The following is a 14,991-nucleotide window of genomic DNA, read 5'->3' on the forward strand; positions in this document are numbered from 1 at the left end:
ACCCACCCAGAGGATTTGAAGATCGCTATGGCATTCACGTATTCCGCCGGATCCCTGGTGAAGGCTCGTGGCCGCGAGTGGGTGGTACTCCCCGAGAGCGAGCCCGACCTACTCGTCCTGCGTCCGCTCGGCGGTTCGGACGACGACATCGCGGCGGTGTTCCCCTTCGAGCCCGTCGAGGAGGCCCGCTTCGCCCCGCCGGAGCCGACCGACCTCGGCGACCAGCGTGCGGCGGGCCTGCTGCGCACGGCCCTGCGCGTGGGCTTCCGTTCGGGCGCGGGCCCGTTCCGCTCGCTGGCCGGCATCGCGGTGGAGCCGCGCGCGTACCAGCTGGTACCGCTGCTGATGGCCCTGCGCCAGAAGACGGTCCGCATGCTGATCTCGGACGACGTCGGTATCGGCAAGACCATCGAGGCGGGCCTGATCGCGAGAGAGATGCTGGCGCAGGGCGAGGCGACCGGGCTGGCGGTGCTCTGCTCCCCGGCACTGGCCGAGCAGTGGCAGCAGGAGCTGCGCAGCAAGTTCGGCATCGATGCTGAGCTGGTGCTGTCCTCGACGGTGTCGCGGCTGGAGCGGGGCCTCGACCTGGGCCAGTCCCTCTTCGACAGGTACCCGAACGTGATCGTGTCGACGGACTTCATCAAGTCCACCCGCCATCGCGACGACTTCGTACGCCACTGCCCCGACCTGGTGATCGTCGACGAGGCCCACACGTGCGTGGCGGCCGACGACACCTCGGCCAACTCCCAGAACCAGCTGCGCTACGAGCTGCTGCGCCGAGTGGCGGAGGACGCCAAGCGTCATCTGCTGCTGGTGACCGCGACCCCGCACAGCGGCAAGGAGTCGGCCTTCCGGAACCTGCTCGGCCTGGTCAAGCCGGAGCTGGCGCAGGTGAACCTGGAGTCGGAGTCGGGCCGGAAGCTGCTCGCACAGCACTTCGTGGCCCGCAAGCGGGCGGACGTACGCCAGTACCTCACCAAGGAGGACGGCCTGGCGGACGACTCCCTCGCCGAACGCACCGCCTTCCCCTCGGACCGCTTCTTCAAGGACGAGACGTACAAGCTGTCCCCTGAGTACCGGGCCCTGCTGGACGACGCGATCGCCTACGCGAGCGAGCGGGTCGAGCAGGCGGGCGGCCAGGGCAAGCGTGAGGCCCGTATCGCCTGGTGGTCGGCGATCGCGCTGCTGCGCTCGCTGGTGTCGTCCCCGGCGGCGGCCGCGCAGACCCTCACGACCCGTTCGGCGGCGGCGATCGCGGCGTCGGCGGAGGAGGCCGACAAGCTGGGCGCCCCGCTGAACAGCGACGCGGCGGACAGTGACGCCATGGAGGGCATGGACGTGGCGCCGGGCGCGGAGACGGACGAGGGCCCGGTGAAGTCGCAGCTGGCCGAAATGGCGGAACTGGCCGAGCAGTTGAAAGGCCCCGAGAAGGACCTGAAGCTGAAGGCACTCATCAAGCACCTCAAGGCGCTGCTGGCCGACGGCTACAACCCGATCGTCTTCTGCCGCTACATCCCGACGGCCAAGTACCTGGCCGAGCAGCTCGCGAACGACCCGGAGACCAAGAAGCGCGGCCCGCTGGGCGCGAAGACGGTCGTCAAGGCGGTCACCGGCGAGCTGTCGCCGCAGCAGCGCATCGAGCGGATCGAGGCGCTGGCGGCGGAGGCCGGCGAGGACGCGGCGGCCCGCCGGGTCCTGATCGCCACGGACTGCCTGTCGGAGGGTGTGAACCTCCAGCACTACTTCGACGCGGTGGTGCACTACGACCTCGCCTGGAACCCCACGCGCCATGATCAGCGAGAGGGCCGTGTCGACCGTTATGGCCAGCGCCGCGACGAGGTCCGAGTCATCACCCTGTACGGCGACGACAACGGCATCGACGGCAAGGTCCTGGAGGTGCTGATCAAGAAGCACCGCCAGATCAAGAAGGACCTCGGCATCTCGGTCTCCGTCCCCGACGAGCTGTCGACGGGCGTGACGGACGCGATCGTGGAGTGGCTGCTGATGCGCGGCCGGGAGAACGAGGACGCGCTGTTCAGCGCGGACGCGTTCAAGGTGAGCACGGCGAAGCTGGACAGCGACTGGAACTCGGCGGCGGAGCGCGAGCGGCAGTCCCGCTCCCGGTTCGCACAGCGTTCCATCCACCCGGAGGAGGTGGCCAGGGAGGTCGCGTCGATCCGGGAGGCGCTGGGCGGGGCGGGGGAGATCCGGACGTTCGTACGGGAGTCCTTGGGCGCGCTCAACGCCGTGCTGCGCGACCACGGCGACGACTTCACGGCCCAGGTCGGCGGCACGCCGATGGGTCTGCGGGATGCTCTCGCGTCGACCGTGGGCGCGGAGGTGATCGAGAAGGATCGCGAGATCCCGTTCCGCAGCGACCCCGCGGTGGCGCGAGGCGAGGCGGCCCTGGTCCGCACGGACCCTGTGGTGGGCGCACTGGCGTCCCACGTGCTGAACGCCGCCCTGGACGCTCAGGCGGAGGGCGCCCGTCCGGCGCGCCGCTGCGGGGTCATCACGACGGACGCGGTGAGCACAAGGACGACACTGCTGCTGGTCCGGTACCGCTTCCACCTCACTCTGCCGTCGAGGAATGGTGAGCGGCAGCTGGTGGCGGAGGACGCGCGGCTGCTGGCGTTCGAGGGCGCGCCGAGGAACGCGCTATGGCTGCCGCAGGAGCGGGCGGCGGAACTGCTGGACGCGACTGCGTCGGACAACACCGACCCGCACTTCGGCGAGCGGACGATGACGCGAATCCTCGACCAATTGCCGGACGTGAACGGCTATCTGGATTCATACGGCGCAGAGCTGGCCGCCGAGTTGGACGCGGCCCACCGCCGAGTGCGTGCCGCGTCCGGCGAGATCGTCCGAGGTCTGTCGGTGACGGCGCAGAAGCCGGCCGACATCCTCGGCGCCTACGTCTACCTGCCCGCTGCTGCTTCTGTTTCGGTTGGAGTATCCGCCTGATGTCCGCAACCGCCCGCAACCAGGTGTTCACCGCCGTCCACACGGTCGGGGGGCTGCTGCCGGCCGACATGCTGCTCAGGATCTCGGAGGGCAAGGACGTCCCCGGCTGTAAGTCCGCCGACTACGGCCTGCCGTCGTCGCGTTCCGTGCGGGACGAGGCGGAGCGCAGCTGGGAGTACTTGAAGCCGCTGTGGCGGGAACTGCGCACACGCCTGCCGGAGAACCAGGAGACGGGTGTCCCGGCCGCCGACCCGACGGGGATCGCCGACACCGACTGGCTGGCGCCGCTCTGGCGCGAGCTGGGCTTCGGCCGGCTTGCGGCGGTCGGCCCTGCGGGCATCACCGCCGACTCCGACCCGGAGAAGAAGTTCCCGGTCTCCCACCGCTGGGGCCACGCCCTGATTCACCAGACGGCGTGGAACGCAGACCTGGACAAGCGGCCGGGCGGCGCGGGCACAGTCCTGCCGCAGTCGATGCTCCAGGAGTGCCTGAACCGCACGGAGGCCCACCTGTGGGGCGTCCTGACCAACGGCCGCCAGGTCCGCCTGCTCCGGGACTCCAACGCGCTCGCCACAGCGTCGTACGTCGAGTTCGACCTCGAGGCGGTCTTCGACGGCGAACTGTTCAGCGAGTTCGTGCTGCTGTACCGACTGTTGCACGCCTCGCGGTTCGAGGTGGCGGAGGCGGCGCCGCCGTCCACGTGCTGGCTCGAAGCCTGGCGCACGGCGGCCATCGAGTCGGGCACGCGCGCCCTGGAGCACTACCGCGACGGCGTCCAGCAGGGCTTGGCCGCACTCGGCACGGGCTTCCTGCGCCATCCCGACAACACGGCCCTTCGGGAGGAGCTGGACCCGTCGGCGCTCCAGTCGGCACTGCTGCGCCTGGTCTACCGGCTGATCTTCCTCTTTGTGGCCGAGGACCGTAACGCCCTTCTGGACCCGGAGGCCGACGAACAGGCCCGCGACCGCTATCACCGTTACTTCTCCACGGCCCGGCTGCGTGAGCGGTCCCAGCGCAGGCAGGGCACGGCGCACAGCGACCAGTACGAGGCCGTTCAGCTGGTGCTGGCCGCGCTGGGAGAGGAGGAGGGTCGACCGGAGCTGGGGCTGCCCGGCCTCGGCGGCCTGTTCAACGCGACGGAAGCGGACGCGCCGCTGCGCGGGGCCCGGCTCTCCAACCGGTACTTCCTGGAGGCGGTACGGCACCTCGCCCGCGTCCGCGACGCCGACTCCGGGCGTTGGCGCTCCGCCGACTACCGGCACATGGGCGCCGAGGAGCTGGGGTCGGTGTACGAGGCGCTGCTGGAACTGGTGCCGAAGCACAGCGCGGTGAAGCGTACCTTCGAGTTGGTGGACCGGGCGGGCAACGATCGTAAGAAGACAGGGAGTTACTACACCCCGACCGCGCTGACCGAGACACTGCTCGAATCCACGCTGAACCCGGTGATAGACGCCGCTGTCGCGCGGGGCGAGGAGCGGGCGCGGACCGAGGGCGCCTCCGACCCCGCCGAGAGGATCCTCGAGGAACTGCTGTCCCTGACGGTCTGCGACCCGGCCTGCGGCTCCGGCCACTTCCTCGTCGCTGCCGCCCGGCGTATCGCCAAGCGGGTCGCGTCGGTACGGGAGCGGAACCCCGAGCCGACGGTCGATGCCGTCGGTGAGGCCATGCACGAAGTCGTCGCCCGCTGTGTCTATGGCGTCGACCTCAATCCCATGGCCGTGGAGCTGGCCAAGGTGTCCCTGTGGCTGGAGGCCATGAAGGCGGGCCGCCCCCTCGGCTTCCTCGACGCCCACGTCAAGCACGGCAACGGCCTCATCGGGGCCACGCCGGCGCTGATGAAGGACGGCATTCGCAGCCGGGCCTTCAAGAAGACGGAGGGGGACGACGAGGCGTACGCCAAGAGGCTGTTCGCCGAGAACGAGCAGCAGCGCGCCGGGCAGGGCCTCCTATTCGAAGCGGAGGAGCGCGAGCCGAATGTCTCCAACACCGGCTTCGCCACCGGCCTGCGTCGCATCACGTCCGCGCCCGCGCGCAATCTGGCGCAGGTACGGCGCAAGGAGGAGGCGTTCAAGGCGTGGGCGACATCGGCGGAGTACTTGCGGGCACTGCATCTCGCTGATGCATGGTGCGCGGCATTCGTGTGGGTGAAGCGGGAGGATGCGCCGCCGGTCATTACGCACCAGGTGTTCCGGGGACTGGAGGACCCCGAGGGGGATGCCGCGCCGCAGTCGACGCATGACGAGATCGTGCGGTTGCGGGAACAGTACGCGTTCTTCCACTGGCACTTGGAGTTTCCTGAGGTGTTCCGAGTGCCAGAGGAGGGCGCGGGAGCGGGGGCTGAGTCGAGCGTCGACCCGGATACGGGTTGGGCAGGTGGATTCTCGTGTGTGGTGGGGAATCCACCGTGGGACAAGGTCGACTTCGAGGACAAGAAGTACTTCAGTGTCGTCGACCCGGAGATCGCGGCGATCTCGGGGACGGCTCGGCGGACGCGGATTGTGGAGTGGGAGCAGGAGCATCCCGTGGAGGGGACGCGGTATCGGGAGGTGCGTCGGACTGTTAAGGGGACGTTCCATTTCGCGGGGGATTCAGAGGTCTTTCCGTTGTGTGCGAAGGGGTTGACGGTCAAGGGCGTCAACTCTCTTCAAACAGACACGCTGTTCGCCGAGCGAATGTCGAGCGTGGTCGCACCGGAAGGGCGGTTCGGTGTGATCCTGCCTACGGCAATCGCGACAGGTGCGGGCTCGCAGCACCTATTCTCGGACTTCACGCGGCGCGGGGCGCTAGTCTCATTGTACGACTTCGAGAACCGACGTCCCAGGAGTCCTGCGCTGCCGCAGGGGGGTAAGTGGTTCGAGAGCGTGCACTCCAGTTACAAGTTCTGTTTGCTCTCGCTTACCGGCCGGGCTGCGCGGAAGCCAGCCGCGCGCTTCGGATTCTTCCTCTCGGAGATCACGGAACTTGATGACCCCGAGCGTGTTTTTGCCCTCAGTCCCGAGGACCTCACTCTCATCAACCCCAATACGGGCACGCTTCCCATCTTCCGGACCCGTCGGGACGCAGAACTGACGGCTGGGATCTACCGGCGGATTCCTGTGTTGTGGCACGAGGGGCGCAGTGGCGGTAATCGATGGGGCATCAGGTTCAACAACCATTTCAACATGACGGACGACTCGGACCTCTTCCGCACTCGGAAGGACTTGGACAGTGCTGGGTGGCACCTTGAGGGTAACGTTTTTGTTCGTGACGGAGAGCGAATGTTGCCCGTCTATGAAGGCAAGATGGTCCACCACTTCGATCACAGATGGAATAGTTACGTTGGTCTCGGCAATGACGAGTACGAGCGCCTTCACCTGGACGACAAGCAGGACCCTCATGGAGTAGCGCAGCCTCGCTACTGGGTGCAGGAGACGGGACTCATCCGAACCGTACGCAAGAGCAAGGAATGTGGAATTCCAGGCGTATCAGCCCGGCTTGAAGAGCTGAACTGGCGAAACGACTGGCTGATCGGATCACGCGACGTCTGCCGTACAACCGACGAGCGCACTGCAATCCCAGCGTTCCTGCCTGTGTCCGCGGTGAGCTACACGTTTCCACTCATGCTGCCGTCACACTCACCAGCACTCGCGGCTGCACTGGTCGCAACGCAGAGTTCCATCGTGTATGACTACGTTGCCCGCCAAAAGGTCGGTGGCATCCATTTGAACCGAATGGTGGTAAAGCAACTCCCCGTCCCCACCCCCATCACCCTCGAGCCCCACCTCCCCTTCCTCCTATCCCGAGTCCTCGAACTCGTATACACGGCATACGACATGACCCCCCTCGCCCACGATCTGAACGACGAGGGCGAGCCGTTCCGCTGGGACGAGGCACGGCGGGCGCAACTGCGGGCCGAGTTGGACGCGTACTTCTTGCACCTGTACGGCATCTCCGCCGAGGACACCGACTACATCCTGGAGACCTTCCAGTCGGAGTCGGGTGGCCTGAAGAACAACGAGATTGCCAAGTACGGCGAGTACCGCACCAAGCGGCTCGTGCTCACCGAGTACGACCGCATGGCCACCGCCGGCCTGAGCCTGGAGAAGCCCCTCGTGGACGGCGAGACCTACACCTCCACGCTCACCCCGCCCCCGGGCCACGGCCCCCGCCACCCCGCCTGACAGCTCGTCCCAGAGACAGGAGCTCCACGGAACATGAGCGACTCGCAGTACGCGCAGCAGCCTGACCGGCTTCCCTCGGACTACGAGCTCGATGCATGGCGTGCCATCCAGCAGTTCAGGGGCCGCCCACTGTCTCGAGCGATGACCAACGCTGGCGAGCACGTGGCCAACGGAGTCGGAAAACTCGGCAAGCGTGTTGCGAAGCAACTGGAGAACCACCCACGGGCGCAATCAGCGGTCTCACGTGGGCAGGCAGCGGTCGCCAAGGGCGCGCAAAAGGTCGGCGCCGGGGCTCGTGGAGCCGCCGACGCCCTGCCTGACTGGAGCGGCACGGCCGTTCAGTCCATACGGCAGACCCTGGGGCGGGTCTCACGAGCGGGACTCTCCTCCAAGCGCGTGGTGGCGCTCCACAAGAAGCGCGGGCACGGGGTCGAGTCGCTCCCCGACCTGCGCCGCCTCGACCTTGAGCTGGTCGACGCTGTCCGTGGACGGAAGGCGAGCTGGTACTACCCGGCCGCCGCGGCACTCTCTGGAGCGGGTGCGGGGCTTGTGATCTCCGGAGGAGAACTCGTCCTCGCCGCCTCCGCCGGCGCCGCGGCGGCGCCTTCCGGAGGCGCGATCGCGGGGGCTTTCGCCGCAGATACCGCTGCCGTTCTCGGACTCGCGTCCCGAGCCGTCGGCCAGGTCTCGCTGTTCTACGGCTACGACCCCGAAGAGCCTGCCGAGAAGCTCTTCGTGATGTCTGTCGTGAACGTCGGAACGGCGAGTTCGGCCACCGCCAAGAACGCCGCGATGGCCGACATCTCACGGCTCACCCAGGCGCTCTTCCGAGGCAAGGCATGGGACGTCCTCAGCGACTCGGTCATCACCAAGGTCTCCCAGCAGTTCGCGAAGGCCTTCGGTTTCCGTCTCACCAAGAAGGGCCTCGGCAAGGCCGTACCCGCATTCGGGATCGCCATCGGAGGCACCCTTAACTGGACCACCCTGGAGGGGATCGTCGACGCCGCCGAGATGGCCTACCGGCGACGGTTCCTCCTGGAGAAGTACCCGCATCTCGCCGACGAGGAGGAACCGGGACCGTTCCTCGGCGACGACCCCGGCGTACCGGACGACGCCGACGAGGAGATCAGCGTGCTCGCCGAGATCGTCGAGGCGGGCGGACCGGACCTCCACTGATCCCTCGTGTCCCGGCGGTGCACGCCATCACGCGGCCGCCGGGACGAACAGGACTCAGTCCCCCGCTGCGAACTCCACGAACTGCGACCACTCCGCACGCCCGATGGCGAAGTGCACACGCGTCACGTCCTTGAAGTCGCATACACGCACAGGCTGTTCGGCTGTACCTCCGCCCTCACCCCACCCCCAGGTCAAGGCCCCCGCCGCCTCCCTGACCCAACCGCCGCCGCTTCCAAGCCAGGAGCCAGGATGGTCTCGCCCACCTCCGAAGAAGACACCCGCAAGGTTCAAACGGCGGTCATCGGACAGGCCGAGTCGGACTGGCCGGTGTTCCGGCCGTACGACCACGACGACTTCGACCGGTTCATGCGGGGCCGGACCCGCGACGACTTCTACTGCGGCGTCCTGCTCGGCGGCTGCGGCAAGAAGCTGACTCCGAAGCGCTACAGGGAGAAGAAGTGCCACTTCGCGCACCGGCCTCCCGTGCACTGCCGCCGCACGGAGACCGGTGAGGCCAGCGCCGACCACCTCTACATCGGGCAGGCGCTACGGCGCTGGCTGCTGCGGCAGGGATACCAGGACGCCGAGGTCACGTACCTTGACCCCGGCTCGGTCCACGGAGGAGCCGTCGAGGTCCGATTCGGTCAGGGCCGGTCCAGGCTCATCCGGGTCCAGTTGGCCCGCCTCTCCCTCCGCGAGTGGCAGCAGACCCGCGAACGCCTCGCCGACCGGCACACCCACGTCCACTGGGCGTACGGACCCTACTGCGGGCTCTCGCACAACGAGGTGGACGCCGCCGGGCACGCCATCCGCATCTCCTGCCGCACCGAGGGCGAGACCCGCGAGGTGTACGTCGGCACGCAGTACCCGGACAACAGCCTCGCGTGGTCGGCCCTCACCGAGTGCCGCCTATTGAACGAGGGGATCATCACTCCCCGCCTCGACGCCGAACCGCCCGCGAACAGCACCCCTCTTCCCGCCCCTACGCCCGTGGCCTTCCCGCTGGCTCCGGGCACCATCGCCTTCACCGCAGCAACCGAACTCCCGGCACCGCGCACCGACCCGGACGCCACCCCCGTACGCCTCTACGAGGCCGACCTCCAGCCGCTCGGCTCGGCCGTCGTCCGGGCCCGGATCGCCCTGCCGCACGCCCACCCCGCGCCTCCTCCTCACCAACTGCACGTCATCTACTCCTCAGCCCACCTGCTGCCGCTCACCGAAGCGGCGGCCCCCTCCGAGCCCGCCTGGCTCATACGCGCCGACGGCGCCTCGCCTCTACCCCAGCAGACCGACTCCCGCTGGCCGGACCTGCGCCCCGGATCTCCGCAGCCCGAGCCACCCCCACCAACCCTCAAGTGGACCGCACCGGCCGCCTCAACACCCCGCCCGCTTCCCCTCGGTGAGGCCGAGACGATCGCCCTCTTCCGCTCAAGGCTCAGCGGCGTTGCCCGCGCCCGGGGCCTCATCAACTGGGAGACGCTTGTCAGCTACGCGGGAGCGGCTCCCGGCGACATCACACCGGAGGAACGCGTCCGCCTCCTCGTCGCAGTGGACCACCCCCGAGCCGACGGCAAGCCCGTACTTTCAGCGCTCGTCAAGCCAGCCCACACCCCGGACGCGCCCACCCCGTACTTCGCTGAGATCCTCGCCGGCCTCGGCTGGAGATCCGACCTGTCCGAGGCGAAGGTGTCGGAGATCTGGGAAGGCGAGCGAAAGACCACGTACGCCTTTGCCCAGAACAAGTCGGCGCCGGAGCGCCAAAATCCCCCGAACACCTCCGTGGACAAGGGCGCCACCCGACCATGGGACGACGCCCAGCTAGTGGGCCGGATCCGCGAACATCTGAACCTCGTCGCCAACGGGCGCAGCCGCATCAAGTGGAAGACGTTGCTCAACAGGCAGGGCATTTCGCCCTCCACGGTGTCAGCGAAGGACCAGGCGAGGCTGCTGGCCGCCGTGGACAAGCCCTACCTGCCGAACCGTGGCCTGCGGTCGGCCTTGGTGAAGGCGGAAGGCCAGGCCCAGGGCCCGGACCCATCCTTCGGCGACGTACTGGCCGAGTTGGGCTGGAAGCCCGACGCCGCCACGCCGACTGTGGAGGCGGCCTGGCGGGTCGCCCTGGACCGCGCATACGCGCGCGGCACGCGGTCCGCACCAACGACTCCGAGTAGCCCGGCCGTTCCGCCCGACAATCAGGACCGCGTGCGCTGGCCCAAACTCGGAACCACCAAGGCAGCCGTGGTGGTAGCCGTTCGGCGGGCACTGATCGACGCCGCCCGGCGCCAGGTCTGCGTGGGCTGGCACACGCTCGCCGCTGCCGCCGGGCTCAAGCCGACGGACCTCAACGAGCGGGCCAGGGAAGCGATCCTCGTATCGGTCGACAGCCCGCCCACCTACGGGGTGCTGCTGCTCTCCTCCCTCGTGGTCTCCTCCGAGCACACACCCGTGCCGTACTTCGACGCCATCCTCAAACGACTCGGACGGCCCCACGGACTGCGCCCCATCGAACTGGGCCAGCTCCGGAAGACGGAACAGGCCCGAGCGTTCGCGGCATACAGTGCTGCCGCCGAGACCGCCGATGACCCGAAGGAAAGAACATGAGACCGAACCGTCGTCGCGTCGCGATCGGCATAGCCACCACCGCAGCCGTCGTCACCCTGTCCGGCGCGGCGGGAGCGGTGGCCGGCGCCTACTTCGTCGCGACCGGTCCGACCGGCGCAACGGGTTCGGCAGGACCGGAAGGGGCACGGGGACCGCAGGGGCTTCAGGGCGAGCAGGGGCCACAAGGCGAACGCGGCGCCAAGGGCGACGAGGGAGAGCCCGGCGCCGCGGCCGAACCAGCCACCCTCGGCATACCGGACGCCAGCACAACGGGCCCCGATCTCTCCGGCGGCCTGCTCATCAGCTCCGGCGCGTGCCCGGTAGGTACCTCGCAGTGGGACACCATCTACGTGGGCCGCAGCTCAGTCCTCGGATCGCCGGGCGACGTCGACATGCGTGCGATGACGCTCTGCAAGATCTTCTGAGCGCCACCGCGTACGCCGCCCTGCTCAGGCCTCCGCGACGAACCCCACGAACCGCGACCACTCCTCCCGCCCGACAGCGAAGTGTGGGCGGGTTACGTCCTTGGAGTCCCGTACGCAGATGGCCTGTTCGGTGACGGCGATCTCGATGCAGCTGTCACCCGAGCTGCCGCTGTAGCTGGACTTGAACCAGACGAGTTCCGTCTTGCTCATAGCTCTCCTCGAAGTCGCTCCAGCAGACCTCGCGAGTCCTTGGGGTTGAGGGCCTGCGAGCGCAGTGTGTCATAGCGCTGCTGGAGGACGCGCACCTCTTTGCGGTCGGAGATCAGCCGACCGTTCTCCTGCCCTTCGGAGTACGCCAGCCGCCGCCCTTCCGGCGTCTCCAACAGCTGTACCGGACCGTCCATACAGGCATGGAACTCGGCCTCGGTCGGCATGACTTGGAGCATCACATTGTGGAGTGCCGTAAGCTCCAGCACGAGGTCCATCTGTCCCCGCAACACGTCACGACCCCCCAGCCTGCGCCGGAAGACGGACTCCTCCACGATGAAGTGAAACGGGACCGTCGGCCGCTCATACAGCGTCTGCTGCCGCTCCAGCCGTGCCTCGATCTGAGCCTCCGTCTGCTCCTCGGTCAGCAGCGGGAGCCGGTTTTCAAACAGGGCCCGCGCATACCCCTCCGACTGCAACAGCCCCGGCACCAACCGGCACTCGTATGTGTACAGACTCACCGCCACCCGCTCCAGCCTGGCCCACTGCCGGAACCAAGCCGCCAGCCCCACATCCCCCCGCCCCCGCGTCACATACTGCGACGACTTCCGTAACGCACCGGTGTTCCCGAGGAGTTCCTCCGACCGCACCACGTACGACTCGTCGGGCATCCTCCGCCCCCGCTCCACCGACTCCACGGTGTGCTTGGAGAAGCGCACCAGGTCCGCGAACTCGGCCCTGCTGTACCCCGCGTGCTCGCGCAGCGCCTGCTGGACGGCACCCCAGGTCCGCAGACTGTCCGAGGGGTCGGGTTCACGATCCGGCTCACCACCGGCCGACTCCCCGTCGCCGCCGCCGTCGGCCATGATGTCGATGCCGCCCGTCATACGCGGCCACCTCCCGTTCCGTACAGGCCACACGCACTGTCCGTCGCCCCACGCCCGGACGCCCGACGACACCCAGCGTGACGGAAAACCCCGCGTACCGTCCACAGAATGTGTCCGTACGCTGACGCACCGTACGGGCGTCACTCCTGGAACGCGCCCCCACGCACCCATCACGGTGGCCCCGTGAGAGCAACCCTTCCCCAACCTCCCGGCACCATGGCCATGTTCGCCCAGCTCCTGTCCTCCACCCGCCGAGGAGCCCGCCTCGCCCGCCTCCTCGCCACCACTCAGCTCCGAACCTGGGACCTGTCACCCGACGTGACCGCGCGAGCCGAGCAGATCGTCGCCGAACTCGCTGCCAACGCTGCCCTGCACGGCCGCGTCCAGGGCAGCGACTTCCGGCTCGCCCTCACCCTCGACACCACGACCGGCATCCTCCGCATCGCAGTCAGCGACGCCAAGGGCGGTCAACCCCCCGTCGCGCCAGCCGACTCGGCGGCCGACAGCGAGTCGGGCCGCGGTCTGCTCATGGTCGCCGCGCTGGCCGACCGCTGGGGCACCGAACCGCATCCGCCGGGCGGCAAGACCGTTTGGGCCGAGGTGAGCCACCGATCCAGCTGACACCGGACGCCCACCTGACCAACAGACCGGCGAGAATTCCCCTTCACTCCCGACGGCCGTCATCGTCGCGCTACGGTCCCCACAGGTGAACGCGAGGGGACGTGACGTACGAAACGCCCCTCGCGCGCGGCATACGGCGACGACGGGGGCGCAGTGGCAGAGGACACGACGGCCGGGGCGGACAACCGAGGCCTCTTCGACGACTTCGGCGCCTTCCGCACCCCGACCACCGACGACTTCACCTCCGTAATGACCCACGGTCTGGTCGCCCCCGACGCCAACGTCCTGCTGAACCTCTACCGGTACACCGAGCAGGCGCGCGGCGACCTGCTGCGCGCGCTCGGCGCCGTGGAGGACCGGTTGTGGGTGCCACACCAGGTCCTCGTGGAGTTCTGGCGAACCGTGAGAGCACCCTCAGCGACGCCCGGTCGTCCGGTGCGCAGGCCGCCGAGGACATGGCCGGTCATGCGGACCAGGCGGAGCGCACCCTGCGCACCTGGGCCAATCGCGTGGCCCTGCCGGAGGAGGAGACCGACCGTCTGCGCGGTCAGCTGAACGAGGTCTTCGACGACGTGCAAGAGACGATCGTCAAGGTCGGCGAAGGTGAGTGGCAGAACATCACCCACGACACGAGCACCGATCCGGTCAGCGCGGAACTGGAGCCCGCGCTGGACGGCCGGGTCGGCGCTCCACTGAGTCAGCAGGACTACGACAAGGCGATCTCGGAGGGCATGCGCCGGGTCGAGAAGCGGCTGCCTCCGGGCTACATGGACAAGACCAAGGAAGGTGTGGGAGCCGCCGCCGACTATCTCGTCTGGGAGCAGATCCTCCGGGAGGCCGGCCGCCGCCAGTGCGACGTGCTGTTCGTGACAGCGGACGTCAAGGAGGACTGGTGGCGCAAGGAGCAGGGTTTCAACCGGGGCCCCCGACCTGAGCTGACCGAGGAACTCAGGGCTCGCGGCGGAGGGCGGCTCTTCATGCTCACGCCGAAGCAGTTCCTGAAAGTTGCCGCGCCGATCCTGAAGTTGAGTCTCCAGGAAGGGTCCGTCGAGGACATCGAACGGGTCGAACGGATCGAGACCGAGGACACCCACGGCGGCTGGACCGCCGAGGCAATCCAGACGCTCTTCCGCGGGCTTGCATACGAGGGATATGGCAACCGCGTCGACGTCATCCGCTATGCCGCCGAGATGGACGGTCACGTAGAGGCCATGTCTGTCTACGACATCTGCGACTACGACGACGACCGCACCCTGAAAGGCTTCACCAAGCCCGTCAAACGGATCAGCGGCAACCTGCGCGAGAAGGGATTGATCCCGGACTCCGCGGTCGAGGTTCTCAAAGCCGATTACGCGCATGGACCGGGTCGGGCCTCCGGCTTCTCGGTTCATCCTCTCCTCGTGCCGCTCATCAACGAGCTGGGAGACAAGGACGAATCGTGACCGCCGATCGGGCATCGCACGGCGCGTAAGCGGTCCCTCGACGTCGGTCTCGACGAACTCGTCGAGGACTCCGCGCCTGTGGACGGACGGGGCTCGCTCGGGCCCCGGCAGCTCACCGACTCCGTTCTCGACCAGCTCACGTCATGCGGCTTCGGTGATCTCGAAGAAGGCAACGCCGAAACGCCGATACGGTCGCAGGCGTTCCACATCGAATGGCACAACCGCGCCAAGAACCTCTCCACTTCGGAGGTGCAGCGCCTGAACGGCCTGGCCGCCGCGGCCGGTGACCAAATACCTAAGCGGCTCATCCTGATCACGACAGCCGGTATCAGCCGCCCGGCAGCGGACTTCGCCGACACGGCCAAGGCCTTCGTCTTCTGCGTCGACCCCACGACCGGCAGGCTCATGGGCCTGAACTCACGTGCCCGCGAGGTCCGGTTGCCCGACACCGACCCGGCCGGGCAGAACCCGGAACCCTGGTAGAGCGCCCACCCCGACGCCCCCCGGG

General features: G+C 68.3%; 9 protein-coding genes and 1 pseudogene. 8 read left to right on the forward strand and 2 right to left on the reverse strand.

Going from position 1 to position 14,991, the window contains the following annotated elements; all coding sequences use genetic code 11:
* The first annotated feature begins 27 nt into the window (after positions 1–27).
* From ACIQWG_RS09030 to ACIQWG_RS09050, 5 genes are all read left to right on the forward strand, one after another.
* Positions 28–2,964, forward strand: coding sequence for a helicase-related protein (locus tag ACIQWG_RS09030; RefSeq protein ID WP_404092293.1), 2,937 nt, complete (start codon positions 28–30; stop codon positions 2,962–2,964).
* Complete coding sequence (locus tag ACIQWG_RS09035; protein ID WP_404092296.1) at positions 2,964–7,124, forward strand: Eco57I restriction-modification methylase domain-containing protein; 4,161 nt, start codon at positions 2,964–2,966, stop codon at positions 7,122–7,124. The genes ACIQWG_RS09030 and ACIQWG_RS09035 overlap by 1 nt, the downstream gene beginning before the upstream one ends.
* A 141-nt stretch (positions 7,125–7,265) precedes the next feature.
* Positions 7,266–8,300 (forward strand): EcsC family protein, encoded by a 1,035-nt coding sequence (locus ACIQWG_RS09040; RefSeq protein ID WP_404092298.1) that lies wholly within the window; start codon positions 7,266–7,268, stop codon positions 8,298–8,300.
* Positions 8,301–8,549: 249 nt separating this feature from the next.
* Positions 8,550–10,901 carry a competence protein CoiA family protein gene (locus ACIQWG_RS09045; RefSeq protein ID WP_404092300.1) on the forward strand — a complete coding sequence of 784 codons (2,352 nt, stop codon included), beginning with the start codon at positions 8,550–8,552 and terminating at the stop codon, positions 10,899–10,901.
* Entirely contained in the window at positions 10,898–11,326 is a 429-nt protein-coding gene (locus ACIQWG_RS09050; RefSeq protein WP_404092303.1) for a hypothetical protein, read from the forward strand. The genes ACIQWG_RS09045 and ACIQWG_RS09050 overlap by 4 nt, the downstream gene beginning before the upstream one ends.
* Positions 11,327–11,350: 24 nt before the next feature.
* Here the strand turns inward: ACIQWG_RS09050 and ACIQWG_RS09055 are convergent, their stop codons facing one another.
* Positions 11,351–11,536 carry a DUF397 domain-containing protein gene (locus ACIQWG_RS09055; protein ID WP_404092306.1) on the reverse strand — a complete coding sequence of 62 codons (186 nt, stop codon included), beginning with the start codon at positions 11,534–11,536 and terminating at the stop codon, positions 11,351–11,353.
* Positions 11,533–12,420: a Scr1 family TA system antitoxin-like transcriptional regulator gene (locus ACIQWG_RS09060; RefSeq protein WP_404092308.1), complete on the reverse strand. Its 888-nt coding sequence runs from the start codon at positions 12,418–12,420 to the stop codon at positions 11,533–11,535. Before ACIQWG_RS09060 ends, ACIQWG_RS09055 begins: the two co-directional genes overlap by 4 nt.
* Before the next feature lie 183 nt (positions 12,421–12,603).
* On the opposite strand from ACIQWG_RS09060, the gene ACIQWG_RS09065 reads away from it, so the two are divergent.
* The 3 genes and pseudogenes from ACIQWG_RS09065 to ACIQWG_RS09075 all read left to right on the forward strand — a co-directional run bounded on the left by ACIQWG_RS09065 (position 12,604) and on the right by ACIQWG_RS09075 (position 14,966).
* Positions 12,604–13,041 (forward strand): ATP-binding protein, encoded by a 438-nt coding sequence (locus ACIQWG_RS09065; RefSeq protein WP_404092311.1) that lies wholly within the window; start codon positions 12,604–12,606, stop codon positions 13,039–13,041.
* A gap of 249 nt (positions 13,042–13,290) precedes the next feature.
* Positions 13,291–14,483, forward strand: a pseudogene (locus ACIQWG_RS09070) (PIN-like domain-containing protein).
* A 78-nt stretch (positions 14,484–14,561) separates the two neighbouring features.
* Positions 14,562–14,966 carry a hypothetical protein gene (locus ACIQWG_RS09075; RefSeq protein WP_404092314.1) on the forward strand — a complete coding sequence of 135 codons (405 nt, stop codon included), beginning with the start codon at positions 14,562–14,564 and terminating at the stop codon, positions 14,964–14,966.
* Positions 14,967–14,991: the final 25 nt, after the last annotated feature.

Source organism: Streptomyces sp. NPDC098781, from assembly GCF_044759995.1.
GTDB lineage: Bacteria > Actinomycetota > Actinomycetes > Streptomycetales > Streptomycetaceae > Streptomyces.

Excerpts from the sequence above, each read along its gene's own strand:
- ACIQWG_RS09030 (WP_404092293.1), top strand. The coding sequence starts at position 28 with ATGGCATTCACGTATTCCGCCGGATCCCTGGTGAAGGCTCGTGGCCGC.
- ACIQWG_RS09035 (WP_404092296.1), top strand. The coding sequence starts at position 2,964 with ATGTCCGCAACCGCCCGCAACCAGGTGTTCACCGCCGTCCACACGGTC.
- ACIQWG_RS09040 (WP_404092298.1), top strand. The coding sequence starts at position 7,266 with ATGACCAACGCTGGCGAGCACGTGGCCAACGGAGTCGGAAAACTCGGC.
- ACIQWG_RS09045 (WP_404092300.1), top strand. The coding sequence starts at position 8,550 with ATGGTCTCGCCCACCTCCGAAGAAGACACCCGCAAGGTTCAAACGGCG.
- ACIQWG_RS09050 (WP_404092303.1), top strand. The coding sequence starts at position 10,898 with ATGAGACCGAACCGTCGTCGCGTCGCGATCGGCATAGCCACCACCGCA.
- ACIQWG_RS09055 (WP_404092306.1), bottom strand. The coding sequence starts at position 11,536 with ATGAGCAAGACGGAACTCGTCTGGTTCAAGTCCAGCTACAGCGGCAGC.
- ACIQWG_RS09060 (WP_404092308.1), bottom strand. The coding sequence starts at position 12,420 with ATGACGGGCGGCATCGACATCATGGCCGACGGCGGCGGCGACGGGGAG.